This window comes from Nocardioides ginsengisegetis (assembly GCF_014138045.1).
In the GTDB taxonomy this organism is placed as follows: Bacteria; Actinomycetota; Actinomycetes; order Propionibacteriales; family Nocardioidaceae; genus Nocardioides; species Nocardioides ginsengisegetis.
Genome location: NZ_JACGXA010000001.1, coordinates 1,358,096 through 1,376,412 on the forward strand (window position 1 = coordinate 1,358,096; position 18,317 = coordinate 1,376,412).

21 protein-coding genes are annotated in these 18,317 nt (G+C 73.1%); 16 read left to right on the forward strand and 5 right to left on the reverse strand.

Annotated elements, in window-relative coordinates; genetic code table 11:
- Positions 1-5 precede the first annotated feature (5 nt).
- Genes FB382_RS06340 through FB382_RS06350 form a run of 3 tightly spaced genes read left to right on the forward strand, consistent with a single transcriptional unit; the run spans position 6 to position 3,069 of the window.
- Positions 6-1,238 carry an MFS transporter gene (locus FB382_RS06340; RefSeq protein ID WP_343055505.1) on the forward strand — a complete coding sequence of 411 codons (1,233 nt, stop codon included), beginning with the start codon at positions 6-8 and terminating at the stop codon, positions 1,236-1,238.
- Positions 1,235-2,029: an S-methyl-5'-thioadenosine phosphorylase gene (locus FB382_RS06345; protein ID WP_182537727.1), complete on the forward strand. Its 795-nt coding sequence runs from the start codon at positions 1,235-1,237 to the stop codon at positions 2,027-2,029. Before FB382_RS06340 ends, FB382_RS06345 begins: the two co-directional genes overlap by 4 nt.
- Positions 2,026-3,069 carry an NAD-dependent epimerase/dehydratase family protein gene (locus tag FB382_RS06350; RefSeq protein ID WP_182537729.1) on the forward strand — a complete coding sequence of 348 codons (1,044 nt, stop codon included), beginning with the start codon at positions 2,026-2,028 and terminating at the stop codon, positions 3,067-3,069. Before FB382_RS06345 ends, FB382_RS06350 begins: the two co-directional genes overlap by 4 nt.
- Here FB382_RS06350 and FB382_RS06355 read toward each other — a convergent pair whose 3' ends face one another.
- Complete coding sequence (locus tag FB382_RS06355) at positions 3,070-4,380, reverse strand: hypothetical protein (RefSeq protein ID WP_182537731.1); 1,311 nt, start codon at positions 4,378-4,380, stop codon at positions 3,070-3,072.
- 111 nt (positions 4,381-4,491) lie between these two features.
- On the opposite strand from FB382_RS06355, the gene FB382_RS06360 reads away from it, so the two are divergent.
- From FB382_RS06360 to FB382_RS06420, 13 genes are all read left to right on the forward strand, one after another.
- On the forward strand, positions 4,492-5,151 hold the full coding sequence (locus FB382_RS06360) for a glycosyltransferase family 2 protein (RefSeq protein ID WP_182537733.1): 660 nt from the start codon (positions 4,492-4,494) through the stop codon (positions 5,149-5,151).
- Positions 5,148-5,804 (forward strand): DUF2064 domain-containing protein, encoded by a 657-nt coding sequence (locus FB382_RS06365; RefSeq protein ID WP_220481282.1) that lies wholly within the window; start codon positions 5,148-5,150, stop codon positions 5,802-5,804. The genes FB382_RS06360 and FB382_RS06365 overlap by 4 nt, the downstream gene beginning before the upstream one ends.
- Complete coding sequence (locus tag FB382_RS06370; protein WP_220481283.1) at positions 5,801-6,451, forward strand: class I SAM-dependent methyltransferase; 651 nt, start codon at positions 5,801-5,803, stop codon at positions 6,449-6,451. Before FB382_RS06365 ends, FB382_RS06370 begins: the two co-directional genes overlap by 4 nt.
- Positions 6,448-7,599: a molybdopterin-dependent oxidoreductase gene (locus tag FB382_RS06375; protein ID WP_182537735.1), complete on the forward strand. Its 1,152-nt coding sequence runs from the start codon at positions 6,448-6,450 to the stop codon at positions 7,597-7,599. Before FB382_RS06370 ends, FB382_RS06375 begins: the two co-directional genes overlap by 4 nt.
- The gene (locus FB382_RS06380; protein WP_182537737.1) at positions 7,596-8,033 is read left to right on the forward strand and encodes a hypothetical protein; all 438 of its coding nucleotides are present in this window, start codon (positions 7,596-7,598) and stop codon (positions 8,031-8,033) included. Before FB382_RS06375 ends, FB382_RS06380 begins: the two co-directional genes overlap by 4 nt.
- Complete coding sequence (locus FB382_RS06385; protein WP_182537739.1) at positions 8,011-8,691, forward strand: response regulator; 681 nt, start codon at positions 8,011-8,013, stop codon at positions 8,689-8,691. The genes FB382_RS06380 and FB382_RS06385 overlap by 23 nt, the downstream gene beginning before the upstream one ends.
- A complete protein-coding gene (locus tag FB382_RS06390; RefSeq protein WP_182537742.1) occupies positions 8,688-9,830 on the forward strand; it encodes a sensor histidine kinase in 1,143 nt (380 codons plus the stop codon). Before FB382_RS06385 ends, FB382_RS06390 begins: the two co-directional genes overlap by 4 nt.
- Positions 9,831-10,068: 238 nt before the next feature.
- The gene (recA, locus tag FB382_RS06395; RefSeq protein WP_182537744.1) at positions 10,069-11,118 is read left to right on the forward strand and encodes a recombinase RecA; all 1,050 of its coding nucleotides are present in this window, start codon (positions 10,069-10,071) and stop codon (positions 11,116-11,118) included.
- Positions 11,108-11,707 (forward strand): regulatory protein RecX, encoded by a 600-nt coding sequence (locus FB382_RS06400; protein ID WP_182537746.1) that lies wholly within the window; start codon positions 11,108-11,110, stop codon positions 11,705-11,707. The genes recA and FB382_RS06400 overlap by 11 nt, the downstream gene beginning before the upstream one ends.
- A gap of 9 nt (positions 11,708-11,716) precedes the next feature.
- Positions 11,717-12,430 (forward strand): GNAT family N-acetyltransferase, encoded by a 714-nt coding sequence (locus tag FB382_RS06405; RefSeq protein ID WP_343055506.1) that lies wholly within the window; start codon positions 11,717-11,719, stop codon positions 12,428-12,430.
- A gap of 21 nt (positions 12,431-12,451) precedes the next feature.
- A complete protein-coding gene (locus FB382_RS06410; protein WP_425490053.1) occupies positions 12,452-13,312 on the forward strand; it encodes a PPK2 family polyphosphate kinase in 861 nt (286 codons plus the stop codon).
- Positions 13,309-14,088: a HipA family kinase gene (locus FB382_RS06415; RefSeq protein WP_182537749.1), complete on the forward strand. Its 780-nt coding sequence runs from the start codon at positions 13,309-13,311 to the stop codon at positions 14,086-14,088. The genes FB382_RS06410 and FB382_RS06415 overlap by 4 nt, the downstream gene beginning before the upstream one ends.
- Entirely contained in the window at positions 14,085-14,468 is a 384-nt protein-coding gene (locus tag FB382_RS06420) for a DUF3037 domain-containing protein (protein WP_182537750.1), read from the forward strand. Before FB382_RS06415 ends, FB382_RS06420 begins: the two co-directional genes overlap by 4 nt.
- A 155-nt stretch (positions 14,469-14,623) precedes the next feature.
- Here the strand turns inward: FB382_RS06420 and FB382_RS06425 are convergent, their stop codons facing one another.
- From FB382_RS06425 to FB382_RS06440, 4 genes are all read right to left on the reverse strand, one after another.
- On the reverse strand, positions 14,624-15,367 hold the full coding sequence (locus FB382_RS06425; protein ID WP_125035713.1) for a sirohydrochlorin chelatase: 744 nt from the start codon (positions 15,365-15,367) through the stop codon (positions 14,624-14,626).
- A gap of 97 nt (positions 15,368-15,464) precedes the next feature.
- On the reverse strand, positions 15,465-16,211 hold the full coding sequence (locus FB382_RS06430) for a phosphoadenylyl-sulfate reductase (RefSeq protein WP_182537751.1): 747 nt from the start codon (positions 16,209-16,211) through the stop codon (positions 15,465-15,467).
- Positions 16,208-16,405 (reverse strand): hypothetical protein, encoded by a 198-nt coding sequence (locus tag FB382_RS06435; protein WP_182537752.1) that lies wholly within the window; start codon positions 16,403-16,405, stop codon positions 16,208-16,210. Before FB382_RS06435 ends, FB382_RS06430 begins: the two co-directional genes overlap by 4 nt.
- A gap of 1 nt (position 16,406) precedes the next feature.
- Entirely contained in the window at positions 16,407-18,134 is a 1,728-nt protein-coding gene (locus tag FB382_RS06440; RefSeq protein WP_182537753.1) for a nitrite/sulfite reductase, read from the reverse strand.
- Positions 18,135-18,317 lie beyond the last annotated feature (183 nt).

Sequence of the window (18,317 nt, forward strand, 5' to 3'; positions counted from 1 at the left end):
CAGCGGTGAATCTCGAGCAGGCCCAGCGCCGCACGATCCGCACGCTGATGGCCGCCCAGGTCGGGGGCGCCGTCGGCATCACGATCGGCATCGCCACCGCCTCGCTGCTGGCCCGCGACCTGTCCGGTTCGGAGAAGCTCGCGGGACTCAGCCAGACCGCGCAGGTGCTCGGCACGGCCGGGTGGGCCTTCCTGCTCGCCCGGCTGATGTCGCGGCGCGGCCGGCGGGTCGGCCTGGTCGCCGGCTACCTGCTCGGGGCCGCTGGTGCCCTGCTCGCCGTGGCGGCGGGCGTGCTCGGCTCGATGTCCCTGCTCCTGGTCGGCGCAGTGTTCCTGGGTGCGACGTCGGCCGCCAACAGCGGCTCGCGCTACGCCGCCACCGACCTCGCGCCGGCCGCCCACCGGGCCCGGTCCCTGTCGACGGTCGTGTGGGCCACCACCATCGGTGCGGTCGCCGGCCCCAACCTCACCGGGCCGGCCGGCACCCTCGCGGACCGCCTCGACATCCCCGAGCTGACCGGGCCGTTCGCGCTCGGCAGCATCGGGATGCTGGCGGCCGCCCTGGTGGTCGGCGTCTTCCTCCGCCCCGACCCGCTCCTGCTCAGCCGCGAGGCCGCCGGGGTCGGTGCCACCCCGCCGCAGGGCACCAGCTGGGGCCGCGCGGTCCAGGCCGTCCGGGAGCGGCCGGTCCTCGGCCAGGCGATGGCGGCCATGGGCTGTGCGCACGCCGCCATGGTCGCGGTGATGGTGATGACCCCGCTCCACATGGAGCACGGCGGCGCCGAGCTCCGGGTGATCGGCATCGTGATCAGCGTGCACGTGCTGGGCATGTTCGCGTTCTCGCCCGTCGTCGGCTGGCTCGCCGACAGGTTCGGGCGCCCGCAGACGCTGGCCGTCGGTGGAGTCCTGCTCGCGCTCTCGCTGGGCGTCTGCGCGGACTCCCCGGACGGCTCCTCGTGGCAGATCTTCGTCGGCCTCTTCCTCCTCGGCCTCGGCTGGTCCTTCGCCACCGTGTCGGCCTCGACGATGGTCGCCGACCACGCGCCACTCGACGCCCGCACCGACGTCCAGGGCGTCTCGGACCTCGTCACCGGCGTGACCGCGGCGGCCGCGGGCGGCCTCGCCGGCTTCGTGGTGGGGGAGTGGGGCTACGCCGTCCTGTCGTTGCTGGCCGGTGCCCTCGTCCTCGTCGTGCTCGGGGCGGCGCTCAGGACCCGGCTGGCAGGATCGCCCGCATGAGCCCTGCGATCGCCGACGTCGCCGTGATCGGCGGCACCGGCTTCTACTCCTTCCTCGACGGCGCGGAGACCCACGAGGTCGAGACGCCGTACGGCGCCCCCTCGGCGCCGATCGCGGTCGGGACGGTGGCGGGTCGCAGGGTCGCGTTCGTCCCCCGGCACGGGCCGCACCACGACTATGCGCCGCACTCGATCCCCTACCGCGCCAACCTGTGGGCGCTGCGCTCGCTCGGCGTGCGCCAGGTGCTCGCCCCGTGCGCGGTCGGTGGCCTGCGCGACGAGGTGGCGCCGGGCGACATCGTCGTGCCGGACCAGCTCGTGGACCGCACCTATCGTCGCGTCCCGTCCTACGTCGAGGGTGGCGCGGTGCACGTGCCGTTCGGCGATCCCTACTGCACGCGCCTCGCCGCGGCCGTGACGGGGGCCGGGGCCGGCATCACTCACGGCGGCACGATGGTCGTGATCGAGGGCCCGCGCTTCTCCACCCGCGCCGAGTCGCGGGCCTACGCGGGCGAGGGGTGGACCCTGATCAACATGACCGGTGCTCCGGAGGCGGCGCTGGCCCGCGAGATGCGGCAGTGCTACACGCCGATCGCCCTGGTGACCGACATGGACGCCGGCGCCGAGAGCGGCGACGGCGTCGGGCAGGAGGAGGTCTTCGCGCTGTTCAAGGCCAACCTCGAGCGACTCACCGGACTGCTCGCGGCGACCATCGCGGCCCTGCCCGACCCCGACGGCTGCACCTGCTCCACGTGGGCCGACGGCATCGACCTGACCTATGTGATCCCGTGAGGATCCTGCTCACCGGCTCGGCCGGGTTCATCGGCGGCGCCATCGCCCGGCAGCTGGCCGAGGCCGGCGACGAGGTCGTCCCCGTCGACGTGATGCTGCCGATGGCCCACGGCTCCGCCGACGCGCCCCCCGGCACCCACCGCGTCGACGTCCGCGACGCCGAGCAGTGGGGCGACCTGCTGCGCGGGGTCGACGTGGTGTGCCACCAGGCCGCGCTCGTCGGGGCCGGCGTGAAGGTCTCCGACCTGCCCGACTACGCCGCCCACAACGACCTCGGCACCGCCGCACTGCTGTCCGCGATGCACGGCGCCGAGGTCGACCGGCTCGTGGTCGCCTCGTCGATGGTCGTCTACGGCGAGGGCCGCTACGCCTGCCCCGACCACGGCGACCAGGTGCCGGCGCCGCGGTCCCGGGAGGCGCTCGACGCGGGCGACTTCGACAACCACTGCCCCGTCTGCGCCGGCCCCCTCGGCTGGGAGCTCGTCGACGAGACGGCCCGCCTGGACCCGCGCAGCACCTACGCCGCCAGCAAGGTCGCCCAGGAGCACTACACCTCCGCGTGGGTGCGGCAGGCCGACGCCGCCGCGATCGCGCTGCGCTACCACAACGTCTACGGGCCGGGCATGCCCCGCGACACTCCCTACTCCGGCGTCGCGGCGATGTTCCGCAGCTCACTGGAGCGGGGTCAGGCACCGCAGGTCTACGAGGACGGCGGCCAGATGCGCGACTTCGTGCACGTCGACGACGTCGCGCGCGCCAACGTCGCCGCCATCCGGGCGGTGGCGGGGGAGCGCGGCGGTCACTACGCGGCGTACAACGTCGCCTCGGGGCACCCCGTCGCGATCCGCGAGGTGGCCGAGCAGGTCGCGGCCGGCACCGGGCGGGACCTCGCGCCCGAGGTCACCGGCGGCTACCGGCTCGGCGACGTGCGGCACATCGTCGCCTCGCCCGAGCGGGCGCGGGCCGGGCTCGGGTTCAGCGCGCGGGTGCGGCCCGAGGACGGGCTGCGGGCGTTCGCGACCGCGCCGCTCCGCCGCTAGCTACCAGCTCGTGTAGAGCAGGTGCTGCACCAGCAGCGCCGTCACCAGCTGGAGGGCCAGCGCGGGCCGGCGCCACCGCTCGGGCAGCAGCGCCGTGGACAGCAGCAGCCACGGGACGAACGGCAGCCAGATCCGCTCGACCTCGGCCTTGCTCATCCGCGACGCGTCGGCCAGCAGCACGGCCGCGACGGCTGAACCGGACAGCCAGAGGACGAGCCGGTCGGTGGTGCGGCGGAGGTTCGCGAGCCCGGCGCCGAGCACCGGGCCGGCCGAGATGACGAGGGCGGCGAGGTTGCCCCACATCCAGTACGACGCGGGACGGACCGCCGCGATGCCGGCCCAGTAGCGGTCGGCCAGCACCGGGTAGGCCTCCCACAGCCGGAAGCCACCGGCCGCGAAGGCGAGGACCACGGCGAGCGCGAGGACGGCGGCGACCGGCAGCGGCCGCCACGAGCGGGCGATGACGAGCATGGCCAGTGCGAGCAGGCCGACCAGCGGCAGCCCGTAGGACATCAGGCACGTGCAGCCCAGCAGCAGCCCGGCCACGGCCGACCAGCCGACCATCCGGCCGCGTGAAGGGGCGGTCGCTCCGGCGGCCAGGGCGGCGAGCCCCCAGGCCACGACGGCGCCCATCAGGGCGTCGGCGGAGACGGCCATGAAGACCGCGGCCGGGCCGAGCACGAGGAAGGGGGCCGCCCGCCGGGCCACTGCCTCGCCCCCGAGCAGCCGCAGCGTGACCATCACGCCGAGGGCGGTCGTCGCCGCGAGCACCGTCACGACCAGGCCGGCCGCGTAGTCACCGCCGAGCCCGATCCGGTCGAGCAGCACGAAGAACAGCAGCGTCCCCGGTGGGTGGCCGGCGACGTGCACCGGCCACTGGCCCGCCGAGCCCTCGGGGATGCGGTCGACGTAGACCTGCAGCAGCGTGTGCACCGACGTGACCTGCCGCGCCGTCCGGAGGTACTCGTAGTGGTTGCCCAGCACCCGGGAGATCCCAGCGGAGCCGTCGACGTAGGCCAGCGACAGCAGCCACGCCAGCGCGGCGGTGTACGACGTGAGGAGCAGGCGACGCCACGGGAGGGTGTCGGCCAGTGCTCGGGCGTGCCGCCAGCCGAGGAACGCCAGCAGGAGCGCCGGGACCGTGCCGATGCCGACCTTCGCCTGGAGATAGCCGTGCAAGGGCGGGAACACGGCGCCGCCGGTGTCCCGGGCGTGCACGTCCCAGCCGAACAGCGGCGGGACGGCGGTGGCCGCCAGGACCAGCACGAGTGCCGCGGACAGCCCGACGCCCGTGGACCGCTCCGTCGCCATGACGGCAAGGCTAGGGGGCAGCTGGGCGGGACCGGCGTCAGCGCGCGCACCGTCATTCCTTCGTAAGCCTTTGGCCCGTCCCGGGCCCGGACGCGCCCCTACGGTGCACACATGGAGACCGACTGCGACCTCGTCCTGCCCTGCAGGGACGAGGCCCCCGCCCTGGCGGCGCTGCTGCCCCGAGTGCCCGCGGAGTTCGCCGTGATCGTCGTCGACAACGGATCCCGGGACGACACCGCGGCCGTCGCGCGGGGTCTCGGCGCGACCGTCGTGCACGAGTCCGTGCCCGGTTACGACGCCGCGGTCCACGCCGGACTCGAGGCGGCGACCAGCGACCACGTCGCCTTCATGGACGGCGACGGCTCCTTCGACCCCGACGAGCTCCTGCCCCTGCTGGAGGCAGTCCGCTCCGGCCGCGCAGACCTCGCCGTCGGTCGCCGCCGCCCCGTCCGCGCCGGTGTCTGGCCCTGGCACGCGCGCGCCGGCAACGCGCTGATCGTGTCCTGGCTGCGCCGCCGGATCGAGCTGCCGGCCCACGACATCGCCCCGATGCGGGTCGCGCGCCGGTCCGATCTGCTCGCCCTCGACGTGCGCGACCGCCGCTTCGGCTACCCCGTCGAGCTGCTCCAGAAGGCGACCCGTGCCGGCTGGCGCTTCGAGGAGCACGACGTCTCCTACCACCCGCGCGCCGAGGGGACCCGGTCCAAGGTCTCCGGCTCGGTCCGAGGCACGCTCCGCACCGCCCGCGACTTCGCGAAGGTACTCGCGTGAGCGCCGCCCGGATGCTCGTCGTGGCCAAGGCGCCCGTCGCCGGCCGGGTGAAGACCCGGCTCGGCGCGGCCATCGGCATGGCCGCCGCGGCCGAGGTCGCCGCCTCCGCGCTCCTCGACTCGCTGCTCGCCTGCACCGCGGCCGCCGGGGCCGGGCGCTGCCACCTCTCCCTCGACGGCGACCTCGCCGGCGCGGTCCGCGGCGACGAGATCGCCGAGGCGGTCCGCGGCTGGACGGTGCACGTCCAACGCGGGGACGTCTTCGCCGAACGGCTCGTCAACGCCCACCACGACGTCGGCGCCGGCCCGGTCGTCCAGATCGGGATGGACACCCCGCAGGTCACCGCCGGGATGCTGCTCGAGGCGGCCAGCGGCACCGACGGCCACGACGCGGTCCTCGGGCCCGCCGAGGACGGCGGCTGGTGGGTGCTCGCGCTGCGCGACCCCCGCGCCGCCGGCGCGCTGGCCGGGGTGCCGATGTCCACGCCCACGACGTACGACGACACCCGCGCGGCCCTGCTCGCCGCCGGCACCCGTGTCGGCACGACCGCGATGCTGCGCGACGTCGACACCGTCGCCGACGCGCACCACGTGGCCGCGACCGTCCCCCACAGCCACTTCTCCCGTGCCTGGGCGGCGGTGGGCGCGCGTTGAGCATTGACAGCCTTCCCGAGGTCTCCTTCTCCGAGGTGTTCTCGCAGGCCCTCCAGGGCCACCCGTGCTCCGTCGTCGGCATCGGCGCCGAGCCGCTCCCGCTGCCGGTTGCCGACTGGACCCGCGACGCCGACGACGTCGACCACTCGCTCCTGAGGCACTGCATCGGCGCCACCCTCGACGTCGGCTGCGGCCCCGGCCGGCTGACGGCCCGGCTCGCCGAGCTCGGCCACGTCGTGCTCGGCATCGACGTCGTCGGGGAGGCCGTCCGGCAGACCCGCGGCCGCGGCGTCGCGGCGCTGGTCCGCGACATCTTCGACCGACTGCCCGGGGAGGGCCGCTGGCAGAGCGCGCTGCTGGCCGACGGCAACGTCGGCATCGGGGGAGACCCGGTGGCGCTGCTGCGCCGGCTCCGCGAGGTGCTCGACCCGCGCGGCCGGATCGTCGTCGAGCTCGCCGGACCGGGCGTGGGCGTGGAGTCCGTGTGGGCGGCGCTGGAGTGCGGCGACGCCCGCAGCCGGCCGTTCCGCTGGTCGGTCGTCGGCGTCGACGCCATCCACGAGGTCGCCGCCCAGGCCGGGCTCGCCGTCGTCGGCACGCACGTCCACGGCGAGCGCTGGTCGGCCGTCCTGGAGGAGGCGGCGTGAGGATCCCCTCGGACCGCGACTTCCCCAGTCGGCTGCGCAGCGCGGCCGTCACGGCCCGCGTCGGCCTGTGGCTGGGCATCTGCTTCGGCCTCGCGTTCGTGACCGGGCTGGTCAGCCACTACGCCCAGGTGCCCGACCAGCCGGTCCCGTTCCCAGCCAGCCCCGCCTGGGGCTACCGCGTCACCCAGGGGGTGCACGTCATCAGCGGCACCGCGGCCGTGCCGCTGCTCCTGGTCAAGCTCTGGACCGTCTACCCGCGGCTGTTCCTGCGTCCCCCGCGCGCCCTGCGGGCTGCGGCAGTGGACGCCACCGAGCGGGCCTCCATCGGCGCGCTCGTCGCGGGCGCCGTCTTCCTGCTCGCCTCGGGCCTGGCCAACTCCGCGCAGTGGTACCCCTGGGCGTTCTCGTTCCGCGCCACCCACTACGCCGTCGCCTGGATCACGATCGGCGCGCTGGTCGTGCACGTCGCGGTGAAGCTGCCGGTCATCCGCCACGCCCTCGGCGCCGACGTCGAGGACACCACCCACGACCGGCCCACCGCCACCGAGCCCGGCGTGCTCAGTCGCCGCGGCCTCCTCCGCACGACCTGGCTGGCGACCGGGGTCGCGGTCCTGGTGACCGCCGGCTCCACGGTGCCGGTGCTGCGCCGGGTCTCGGTCTTCGGGGTCCGGTCCGGCGACGGCCCGGCCGGGATCCCGATCAACAAGTCGGCGCGTGCCGCGGGCGTGACCGCCACCGCGACCAGCGCCGCCTGGCGCCTCGAGGTCGTCCGCGGCGCGTCCACGCTGTCCTTCACCCGCGACCAGCTGCTCGCCATGCCGCAGGCCACCCACGAGCTGCCCATCGCGTGCGTCGAGGGCTGGAGCGCGAGCGGCTCGTGGACCGGCGTGCCGGTCCGGTCGCTCCTCGACCTGGCCGGGGTGCCCGAGGGGAGCGACGTACGCGTCGTGTCGCTGCAGCAGTCCGGCCACTACCGCGAGACGCTGCTGCAGGCGAACTTCGCCGACGACCCGCGCACCCTGCTCGCGCTCGCCCTCGACGGCGAGACGCTGGCGGTCGACCACGGCTACCCGGCCCGGCTGATGGCCCCGGACCGGCCCGGCGTCCTGCAGACCAAGTGGGTCACGAGGCTGGAGGTGGACGCATGATCCGGCGGCTGCTCGGCGCGCTCGGCATCCTTCTCGGCCTGTACGGCGCGTGGCTGCTGCTCAGCCGGCAGGACCTCGACCAGCTGGTCGGGGCCGCGACGTGGCTGGCCGGCGGCGTGGTCGTCCACGACTTCCTCCTGGCGCCGGTCGTGCTGGTGGTCGTCGCCCTCGGGGCCCGGCTGCTCCCGGCACAGGTCCGGGCACCCGCCGTCGTCGGGCTCGTCGTGCTGGGCGCGACGACCCTGCTCGCCGTGCCGGTGCTCGGCCGCTTCGGCGCGCGGAGCGACAACGCCACCCTGCTGGACCGCGACTACACGACCGGGTGGCTCGTGCTCGCCGCACTAGTGTTGGTGGCAGTGACGGTCGCGTGGCTGGTCCGGTGGCGGACCTCACGCGGGGAGAGGAGCGCCCGTGGCCTGCGTCCTGGTCGTTGACGACGACCACACCGTCCGCGAGGTCGTGGTCTCCTACCTGCGCGCCCACGAGCACCAGGTCCTCGAGGCCGGTGACGGCGAGACCGCGCTGCGGACCATGCAGGAGACCCCGGCCGACCTGGTCGTGCTCGACCTGATGCTGCCGGGCATCGACGGCCTCGAGGTGTGCCGGCGGCTGCGCCAGTCGAGCAACGTGCCGGTCATCATGCTCACCGCCCTCGGCGACGAGACCGACCGGGTGGTCGGGCTCGAGCACGGTGCCGACGACTACGTCACCAAGCCGTTCAGCCCCCGCGAGCTGGCCCTGCGCGTCGACTCCGTGCTTCGTCGTACGGGCGAGCCGGGACCGCAGGTCCCCGAGGTCCTCACTGACGGCGACCTCCGCGTCGACAGCGTGCGTCACGAGGTGACGCGCGACGGCGCGGTGCTCGCGCTGACCGGCCGCGAGTTCGACCTGTTGCGCTTCCTGCTCGCCCACCCCGGCACGGCGTTCTCGCGCGAGGACCTGCTCCAGCAGGTGTGGGGCTGGTCGATCGGCGACCGCTCGACGGTGACCGTCCACGTACGCCGCCTGCGCGAGAAGATCGAACGCGACCCCACCCGGCCCGAGCGCCTGCTCACGGTCTGGGGAGTCGGCTACCGCTGGGAGGCATCATGACGTCGGACCACCTCCAGATCGCCGGGGTGGCCGCCGCGTCCGCGGTCGCGGTCGGTGCCCTCGGCCTCCTCGCCGCCTGGCTGCTGCGCCGGCGCTCGATCCGGTGGCAGCTGTCGCTGGTGGCCGTCGTCGCCACGTTCTCGGTGCTCGTCGGCGTGGTTGCCGCCTCCCGCCTCATGTTCATCTCCGACCACGACTGGGGCGTGGTCAGCCTGGTGGCGGTCGTGTCCGGACTGGTGTCGGTCGTGGTGGCGCTGGCTCTCGGCGCGGCCGTCGTGCACTGGTCGCTCTCGCTGCGCGAGGACGCACGCCGGCTGGCGACGCCCGGCTCGTTCACGGCCGTGCGGCGCGGTCCCACGGAGTTCCAGGCCCTGTCCGACGAGCTGGCGCGCACCAGCCAGCGGCTCGAGGAGTCGCGGGTCCGCGAGGCGCGGCTCGAGGAGTCGCGCCGCGAGCTCGTCTCCTGGGTCTCCCACGACCTGCGCACCCCGCTGGCCGGCATGCGGGCGATGACCGAGGCGCTCGAGGACGGCATGGCGCCGGACCCGGAGCGCTACCGGCGCCAGATCCGCACCGAGGTCGACCGGATGGTGCGGATGGTCGACGACCTCTTCGAGCTGTCCCGGATCCACGCCGGCGTCATGCGGCTCGCGCCCGAGACCGTCATGGTCGGCGACCTGGTCAGCGAGGCGATCGCGGGGGCCGACCCCGTCGCCCGGGCCCGCAGCGTGCGCCTCGGCGGCAGCGTCGAGGAGGGCATCGAGGTCTGCGCCGACCCGGCCGGCCTCTCACGGGTGGTCTCCAACCTGATCATGAACGCGATCCGGCACACGCCGGCCGACGGGGTCGTGGAGATCCACGGCCGCTCGGTGGCCGACGGGATCGAGCTGAGCGTCACCGACAGCTGCGGCGGCATCCCGCCCGAGGACATGGAGCGGGTCTTCGACCTGGCCTGGCAGGGGAGCAGTGCCCGGACGCCCGAGCACGGCCCGGCCGAGGTGGGGCGCGGGGCCGGCCTGGGGCTGGCGATCGTCAAGGGCATCGTCGAGGCCCACCGGGGCCGGGTGCTGGTCGAGAACGTCCCCGACGCCGAGGCGGCGTTCGGCTGCCGGTTCCTGGTGCACCTGCCGCTCGCCTGAGCGCGGGCGCCACGGGTCCAGGCGACACGCCGTACGGCGTGCGTGAGTCGAACACGTGTTCGGGCTACGGTGTGTCCACAGGTGGCGCGCAGGTCGACGTTGTCCCCAGCGAACAGGTGCGGAGCAGGCTCCGTCCCGGTTCTGTCGGAGGTCTCCTCTAGCGTCTCTCACGACGATGACTACTCAGACGAAAAGACCACGACCCGGCGGCGCGAAGCCCCAGAAGAAGGGAAACACCATGGCTGGTGCAGACCGCGAGAAGGCCCTGGATGCGGCCCTCGCCAACATCGAGAAGCAGTTCGGCAAGGGCTCGGTCATGCGCCTCGGCGACGAGGTCCGCGCGCCGCTGCAGATCATCCCCAGCGGCTCGATCGCCCTCGACGTCGCGCTCGGGCTCGGCGGCTTCCCGCGCGGGCGGGTCGTGGAGATCTACGGCCCGGAGTCCTCCGGAAAGACGACGGTCGCGCTGCACGCCGTGGCCAACGCCCAGCGCGCCGGCGGCATCGTGGCGTTCATCGACGCCGAGCACGCCCTTGACCCCGACTACGCCAAGAACCTCGGCGTCGACACCGACGCACTCCTGGTCTCCCAGCCCGACTCCGGTGAGCAGGCCCTGGAGATCGCCGACATGCTGATCCGCTCCGGCGCGCTCGACCTGATCGTCATCGACTCCGTCGCCGCGCTCGTGCCGCGGGCCGAGATCGAGGGCGAGATGGGCGACAGCCACGTCGGCCTCCAGGCCCGCCTGATGAGCCAGGCACTGCGCAAGATGACCGGTGCCCTCAACAACTCCGGCACCACCATGATCTTCATCAACCAGCTGCGCGAGAAGATCGGCGTCATGTTCGGCTCGCCCGAGACCACCACCGGTGGCAAGGCGCTGAAGTTCTACGCCTCGGTCCGCCTCGACGTGCGCCGCATCGAGACGCTCAAGGACGGCACCGACATGGTCGGCAACCGCACCCGCGTGAAGGTCGTCAAGAACAAGGTCGCCCCGCCGTTCAAGCAGGCGGAGTTCGACATCATGTACGGCAAGGGCATCAGCCGCGAGGGTGGCCTGATCGACGTCGGCGTCGAGGCGGGCCTCGTCCGCAAGGCCGGCGCCTGGTACACCTACGAGGGCGATCAGCTGGGCCAGGGCAAGGAGAACGCGCGCAACTTCCTGCGCGACAACCCCGACCTGGCCGACGAGCTGGAGAAGAAGATCCTCGAGAAGCTCGGAGTCGGCCCGACGGTCGACCAGCCGGCCGACCCGATGGCCGACCCGCTGGGTGTCAATGACTTCTGATCCCTGGACGGGTGACGTCGAGGTGGGGGTTCGTGCCTGGATGGGCGAGCCTCCACCCGCCGCGCCGCCGCCGGTGGACGAGCAGGCGCTCGGCCCGGATGCCGACCCCGAGTCGGTCGCCCGCAAGATCCTCCTCGACCAGCTGACCGGGCAGGCGCGCAGCCGCAAGGAGCTCAGCGACAAGCTGGGCAAGAAGGGCGTCCCCGACGAGATCGCGACCCGCCTCCTCGACAGGTTCGAGGAGGTCGGCCTGGTCGACGACGACGCTTTCGCGCGGTCCTGGATCGCCAGCCGCCAGCCTGGCAAGGGCCTGGCCCGCCGGGCCCTCGCCCAGGAGCTGCGCCGCAAGGGCATCGACGACGAGGTCGCCAAGGAGGCGCTCGACGAGATCGACCCGGCCGACGAGGAGTCGGCGGCCCGGGTCCTGGTCCGCAAGAAGCTGCGCACCCTGTCCCGTGTCGACGACACCGTCGCCACGCGGCGGCTCGTCGGCCTGCTGGCCCGCAAGGGCTACCCCTCGGGCCTGTCGTTCGCGGTCGTCCGGGAGGAGCTGGCCGCCTCGGACCGCGACGCCCCCGACCTGCCCTAGTCTCGGGGCGTGGCCCAGCATCCTGAGCACGTCGTGGTGCACGACCGTGGTCGTGAGCTCGCGGGCGTCGTGCACGCGGGGGAGTCGTGGGCGGCCGCGGCCCGGCGGATGGCCGCCAGCCGGCACGCGGAGCCGGTGCCCCTGGACCTCTCCGGCGAGGTGAAGCACTTCGCGGTTGACCACGACTGGGTGGTCACCGTGCGTGCGATGACCCGCGGCGACCTGCCGGCCGTCACCCGGTGGCGCCAGGAGCAGCACGTCCACAAGTGGTGGGCCTCCGACGGCGAGGCCACCGCCGAGACCGTCGCGGCCAAGTACGGCCCCAGCATCGACGGCATGACCCCGACGCGGATGTGGGTGGTCGAGGTCAACGGCCGCTCCGTGGGCTTCGTGCAGGACTACCGGATCGGCGACTACCCCGACTACGCCCTGCTCGGCCCGGACCCCGCGGCGATCGGCGTCGACTACGCGATCGGCGACCCGGTGTGGACCGGCCGCGGGCTCGGCGTACGTGTCCTGTGGGCCTGGATGCTCCGCGCCCACAAGCGCTTCCCCACCTCCGAGCAGTTCTTCGCAGCCCCCGACCACCGCAACGCCGCCTCGTTGCGCATCCTGGCCAAGGCCGGCTTCACCGAGGGGCTCTGGTTCGACGAGCCCCAGGAGGACGGCAGCGTCGACACCGTCGTCGGCTGCACCCTCGACGTTCGGCGGGTCCTCGGCTGAGGTCGAGTCGATGCAACTGCCGTGCGCCATGATGTCCCCATGACCGACCACCAGCACCGACTGCCGGCCGGCCCGGTCGACCTGAGCGCCCTCGAGACCAACACGGCGCCGGGCTTCGACGGGGGCAAGAAGAAGGGGAAGGCGGCGCTGTTCGCGCTGGGTGACGACCTGTCGACCCTGCAGGAGCGCCTGTACGCCGAGGGCAAGGGCGGGTCGCAGCGCCGGATCCTGCTCGTCCTCCAGGGGATGGACACCTCGGGCAAGGGTGGGGTGCTGCGCAAGACCGTCGGCCTCGTGGACCCGCAGGGCGTGCGCATCACCTCCTTCAAGGCGCCCACCGACGAGGAGAAGGAGCACGACTTCCTCTGGCGGATCCGCAGGGCCCTGCCCCAGCAGGGGATCGTGGGCGTCTTCGACCGGTCCCACTACGAGGACGTGCTGATCGCCCGAGTGCGCGGGTTCGCCCCTCCGGCGGAGATCGAGCGCCGCTACGACGCCATCAACGACTTCGAGCGCGAGCTGGTCGAAGGCGGCACGACGATCGTGAAGTGCATGCTGCACATCTCGGCCGAGGAGCAGAAGACCCGCCTGCTGGCGCGGCTCGACGACAGGACGAAGTACTGGAAGTTCAACCCCGGCGACATCGACGAGCGCAAGAAGTGGGCCTCCTACCGGGAGGCCTACGAGATCGCCCTGGAGCGGACCAACACCGAGCACGCGCCCTGGCACGTGATCCCCAGCGACAAGAAGTGGTATCGCAACCTCACCATCGGCAACCTGCTGCACGACACGCTCAAGGCGATGCGTCCCCGGTGGCCCGAGGCGGACTTCGACATCGAGGCCGAGCGCAAGCGACTGACCGCCGAGGCACCCACGCGATGATCGAGACGGTCGGCGTCACGCGCTACGTCACCCCGCTGCGCGAGGGCGGCAGCCTGCCCGGGATCGTCGAGGCCGACGACCTCGGCACCTACGTGTGCAAGTTCCGCGGCGCCGGGCAGGGCGTCCGCGTCCTCGTCGCCGAGGTGGTCGTGGGCGAGCTCGCCCGGCGGATCGGCCTGCGCACCCCGCGCTTGGTCGCCCTCGCCCTGGATCCCGAGATCGCCCGCTACGAGGCGGACGAGGAGGTCCAGGACCTGCTCAACGCGAGCCCCGGCCTCAACCTCGGCGTCGACTTCCTGCCGGGAGCCTTCGGGTTCGACGGCGACCTGCCCACCGCCTCGGGCATCGCGGCCAGGGTGCTGTGGCTCGACGCGTTCTGCGCCAACGTCGACCGCTCCTGGCGCAACCCCAACCTGCTGTTCTGGCACGGCGACCTGTGGGTGATCGACCACGGCGCCTCGCTCTACTTCCACCACGCCTGGCCCGGTGGTGCGCTGCTCAAGGACGGGGCGGCCGAGCGCTTCGCTGCGCAGCCCTGGGACCCCTCCGACCACGTCCTTGGGACCCACGCCCACGGGCTGCCCGCTGCCGACGACGCGATCCGCGCCCTGCTCGGTCCGGACACGTTCGCCGAGGTCCTGGCCGAGGTGCCCGATGCCTGGCTCGAGCCCGTCCCCGGTGCGGAGACGCCCGACGCCGTGCGGGCGGCGTACGTCGCGTTCCTCACCGCGCGCCTCGCTGCGCGCGCCTGGCTGCCGGTCGAGGCGTCCGCATGAGCGGCCACCTCGCCTACCAATACGTCGTCCTCCGCTGCGTGCCCCGGGTCGACCGCGAGGAGTTCCTCAACGTCGGGGTGGTCCTCTACTGCCAGGCCTCGGACTTCCTCGCCGTCGCCTGGGCCGTCGACCGCGACCGACTGGCTGCCCTGGACCCGGGCATCGACCTCGACCAGGTCTGCGCCGCGCTCGACTTCGTCGACGGCGTCTGCGCCGGCGACGCGCGCGGGGGAGTGGCGGCCGGCAAGCCGATCGGGCAGCGGTTCGGCTTCCTCCGCGCACCCAAGAGCACCGTGCTGCAGCCCGGGCCGGTGCACGGCGGGCTCACCCTCGACCCCGGCGGCACCCTCGACCACCTGTTGGCGCGACTCGTCGGCTGAGAGGGCACTCGCAGGCATTCTGAAACGCGCGAGGCGGCACTCGGGGGCAGTCTGAAACGTGTGAGGCGGCACTCGGAGGCACTCTCAGCAGCGCGAGAGTGCCTCCGAGTGCCCGCTCGGCGCGTTGAGAGTGCCCCCGAGTGCCTTCTCGTGACTCAGACGGGGACCAGCTCGACGGCACCGACGGCGTAGCGGGCCAGGATCGTGCGGGCGACCTCGGGGTGGGCGCCGAGCGGCTCGGACACCGCGATGGCGCCGGCCTCGACGGCGAGCTCGGCGGCCCGGTCCGGGAGGAAGCCGGGGGCCAGGAACAGCGAGGCGACGGCGATGTGGCGGCGGCCCTCGGCACGGAACTGGCGGACCGCCTCGCCCGTCGCCGGCGGGGCGGCGGAGGCGAAGGCAGCCGTCACGGGCAGCTTGTGGCGCTGGCCCCAGACGCGGGCGAGCCGGGCCACGGCCTGGTTGGCCAGCGGGTCCGAGGAGCCGGCGGCCGCGAGGACCAGGGCGTCGAGCTCCCGCACGCGGTGGGCCTTGAGGGCCTCCCGCATCCGGACGTCGAGCACCTCGAGGAAGCACGCCTCGAGGCCGAGGATACTGGTGGCCCGGATCTGCAGCCCCTCGTGGCGGGCCGACGCCTCGGCGACGGCCGAGGGCACGTCGACCTTGGCGTGGTAGGCCTCGGTGAGCAGCAGCGGGACGACGACGATCTCGTCGTGCCCGGCCTTGACGAGCCTGTCCACGACCGTGTTGAACGACGGCTTGGAGAGCTCGAGGAACGCCTGCTCGATGCGAAGGTCCGGGCGCAGTGCGCGGACCTCGTCGACCAGGGCCTTGATCGTCGCGGCGGACCGGGGATCACGACTTCCGTGAGCCAGGGCCACCAGTGCAGGAGCTGCCATCAGTGCGGCCTCCTCGTGTTGCCGGCAGGTGCCGGGGTGGTGATGTGGTGACGACCGACAGCGCTGTCGATCTCGGGGGAGATAGTGGGAGTCGGGGTCATGAGTGGATCCCGCACTCGGTCTTGTTGGTGCCGGCCCAGCGCCCGCTGCGCGGGTCCTCGCCCGGCGCGACGCGGCGCGTGCAGGGCCAGCAGCCGATCGAGGGGTAGCCGTCGTAGACGAGCGGGTTCACCAGGATCCCGTTGTCGGCGATGTACTGCTCGACCTGCTCGTCGGACCAGCGCGCCAGGGGCGAGACCTTGACCTTGCCCTTCTTGGCGTCCCAGCCGATGACCGGCGCGATGACCCGGTTGTGGGTCTCGGCGCGGCGCAGGCCGGTCGCCCACGCGTCGTACTCGTTGAGCGACTCGGCGAGGGGCGTGACCTTGCGCAGCTTGCAGCACAGGTCGGGGTCGGTCTTGTAGAGGTCCTTGCCGTACGCCGCGTCCTGCTCGGCCACGCTCTGCACCGGCGTGATCGTGATCAGGTTGACGTCCAGCGTGGCCTCGACGGCGTCGCGGGTGCCGATGGTCTCGACGAAGTGGTAGCCGGTGTCGAGGAAGACGACGTCGACGCCGGGCGCGACCTTGGCGGCGAGGTGGGCCAGCACCGCGTCGCCCATCGAGGACGTCACGCAGAAGCGGTCGCCGAAGGTCGCGACGGCCCATTCGATGATGTGCTCCGCCGGGGCCAGCTCGAGCTCGGCGCCCGCGTGGGACACCAGCTCGCGCAGCTCCTCGGGCGTGCGGCCCTCGGTGTGGGTGCCGCGGAAGGCGCGGGCCTTGCGGGTGGTGGCAGCAGTCATTCGGGGGCTCCCTGGGTGGCGGAAGAGGGTCGGACCAGGCCGAGCATCTTCAGGGAGAAGGCGCGCAGGCACGACCGGCATTCCCACGTGCCGTGCGGGGAGGTGGTCTCCCCGGTGTCGGACACGACCTCGTGCGGGCGCAGGTCCTCGTCGCCGCAGAACGGGCAGTGGAAGGGAATCGCGCGCTCCGACATGTCAGACCGCCGCGACTTCGGGCAGGTCGACGCGCTCGCCGCGCAGCAGGTCCTCGTCGGCGCGCGCCACCCAGGTCGCGAATGACTCGCCGTCCTCGCGGTCGGCGAGGAAAGCGTTCACGACGTTGGTGATGTAGTCGTCGAGGCCCTTGCTGGTGACCTTGTGGGCGCGCAGCTTGCGGCCGAAGTTGGCGTTGAGGCCGGTGGCGCCGCCGAGGTGCACCTGGAAGCCCTCGACCTGCTCGCCGTCGGACATCACGAGTTGGCCCTTGAGCCCGATGTCCGCGACCTGGGTGCGGGCGCAGGCGTTGGGGCAGCCGTTGACGTTGACGGTGATCGGCACGTCGAGGTCGGGGAAGCGCTTCTCGAGCTCGGCGACCAGGTCGCGGGCGCGGTTCTTGGTGTCGACGATCGCGAGCTTGCAGAACTCGATGCCGGTGCAGGCCATCGTGTTGCGGCGCCAGCCCGACGGACGGGCGGACAGGCCGATGCCGTCCAGCGCCTCGACCAGCGCGTCGACGACGTCGGGGGAGACCCCCACCAGCACGATCTTCTGGTACGGCGTGAGCCGGGCGCCGGCGACGCCGTACTGCTCGATCAGGTCGGCGAGCTGGACCAGCATCGTGCCGGAGACACGGCCGGCCGTCGGCGCGATGCCGACGTAGAGGTTGCCGTCCTTCTGCTCGTGCACGCCGATGTGGTCGCGGTGCCCGACCGGCGAGGGGGGCGAGGGGCAGGAGACGAGCTTGCGGCCGAGGAACTCGTTCTCGAGGACCTCGCGGAACTTCTCGACACCCCAGTCCTGGACCAGGAACTTCAGGCGGGCGCGCGAGCGCAGCCGGCGGTAGCCGTAGTCGCGGAAGATCGACGCGACGCCCTCCCAGGCGTCGGCCACCTCGTCCAGCGGGATCCAGACCCCCATCTTCTGCGCGAGCATCGGGTTGGTCGACAGGCCGCCGCCGACCCACAGGTCGAAGCCGGGGCCGTGCTCGGGGTGGACGGTGCCGACGAAGGCGATGTCGTTGACCTCGGGCGCCACGTCGTGCGACGGGTGCCCGGTCAGCGCGGTCTTGAACTTGCGGGGGAAGTTCGCGAAGTCGGGGTTGCCGATGTAGCGGCGCTTGATCTCCTCCAGCGCCGCGGTGCCGTCGATGATCTCGTCCTTGGCCACGCCGGCGACCGGCGAGCCGAGGAAGGGGCGCGGGCTGTCGCCGCACGCCTCGAGGGTGGACAGGCCGGCGGCCTCGAGCCGCTCCCAGATCGCGGGGACGTCCTCGATGCGGATCCAGTGGTACTGGATGTTCTCGCGGTCGGTGACGTCGGCGGTGTCGCGGGCGAAGTCGACGCCGATCGTGCCCAGGGCGCGGACCGCGTCGTGGGAGAGGAGGGCGCCGTCGCTGCGGACCCGCATCATGAAGAACTCGTCGTCGAGCTCCTCCTCCTCGAGCATCGCGGTCTTGCCGCCGTCGAAGCCCGGGGCGCGCTGGGTGTAGAGGCCCATCCAGCGGAAGCGGCCGCGCAGGTCGGCCGGGTCGATGGAGGCGAAGCCGCGCTTGGAGTAGATGTTGAGGATCCGGGCCTGCACGTTGAGCGGGCCGTCGTCCTTCTTGGACTGCTCGTTCTTGTTCAGCGGCTCGGTGTAGCCCAGCGCCCACTGGCCCTCGCCGCGCTTGGGGCGCGGGATCTCGGTGTGGGCCGGTCGCTTGGCGGTGTGACGGAGGTCAGTCATGGGAAAGGCATTCCTTGACGGGTGGCGCGCGACGCTCGGTCGGGGGGAGTCCACGTCCTCGGGGACTCGGGCCCGGCCGGGTCAGCTGCGCGGTGGGCGGCTGGTCAGGAAGGCCAACACATCATGCTGCGGGTGCGCCCGAAGTCCACGTGGCGGCGTACCACGAGGAAGGCGGACGTTGCA

Excerpts from the sequence above, each read along its gene's own strand:
- FB382_RS06425 (WP_125035713.1), bottom strand. The coding sequence starts at position 15,367 with ATGGCAGCTCCTGCACTGGTGGCCCTGGCTCACGGAAGTCGTGATCCC.
- FB382_RS06390 (WP_182537742.1), top strand. The coding sequence starts at position 8,688 with ATGACGTCGGACCACCTCCAGATCGCCGGGGTGGCCGCCGCGTCCGCG.
- FB382_RS06355 (WP_182537731.1), bottom strand. The coding sequence starts at position 4,380 with ATGGCGACGGAGCGGTCCACGGGCGTCGGGCTGTCCGCGGCACTCGTG.
- FB382_RS06435 (WP_182537752.1), bottom strand. The coding sequence starts at position 16,405 with ATGTCGGAGCGCGCGATTCCCTTCCACTGCCCGTTCTGCGGCGACGAG.
- FB382_RS06440 (WP_182537753.1), bottom strand. The coding sequence starts at position 18,134 with ATGACTGACCTCCGTCACACCGCCAAGCGACCGGCCCACACCGAGATC.
- FB382_RS06345 (WP_182537727.1), top strand. The coding sequence starts at position 1,235 with ATGAGCCCTGCGATCGCCGACGTCGCCGTGATCGGCGGCACCGGCTTC.
- recA (WP_182537744.1), top strand. The coding sequence starts at position 10,069 with ATGGCTGGTGCAGACCGCGAGAAGGCCCTGGATGCGGCCCTCGCCAAC.
- FB382_RS06380 (WP_182537737.1), top strand. The coding sequence starts at position 7,596 with ATGATCCGGCGGCTGCTCGGCGCGCTCGGCATCCTTCTCGGCCTGTAC.
- FB382_RS06420 (WP_182537750.1), top strand. The coding sequence starts at position 14,085 with ATGAGCGGCCACCTCGCCTACCAATACGTCGTCCTCCGCTGCGTGCCC.
- FB382_RS06360 (WP_182537733.1), top strand. The coding sequence starts at position 4,492 with ATGGAGACCGACTGCGACCTCGTCCTGCCCTGCAGGGACGAGGCCCCC.
- FB382_RS06430 (WP_182537751.1), bottom strand. The coding sequence starts at position 16,211 with ATGACTGCTGCCACCACCCGCAAGGCCCGCGCCTTCCGCGGCACCCAC.
- FB382_RS06400 (WP_182537746.1), top strand. The coding sequence starts at position 11,108 with ATGACTTCTGATCCCTGGACGGGTGACGTCGAGGTGGGGGTTCGTGCC.
- FB382_RS06415 (WP_182537749.1), top strand. The coding sequence starts at position 13,309 with ATGATCGAGACGGTCGGCGTCACGCGCTACGTCACCCCGCTGCGCGAG.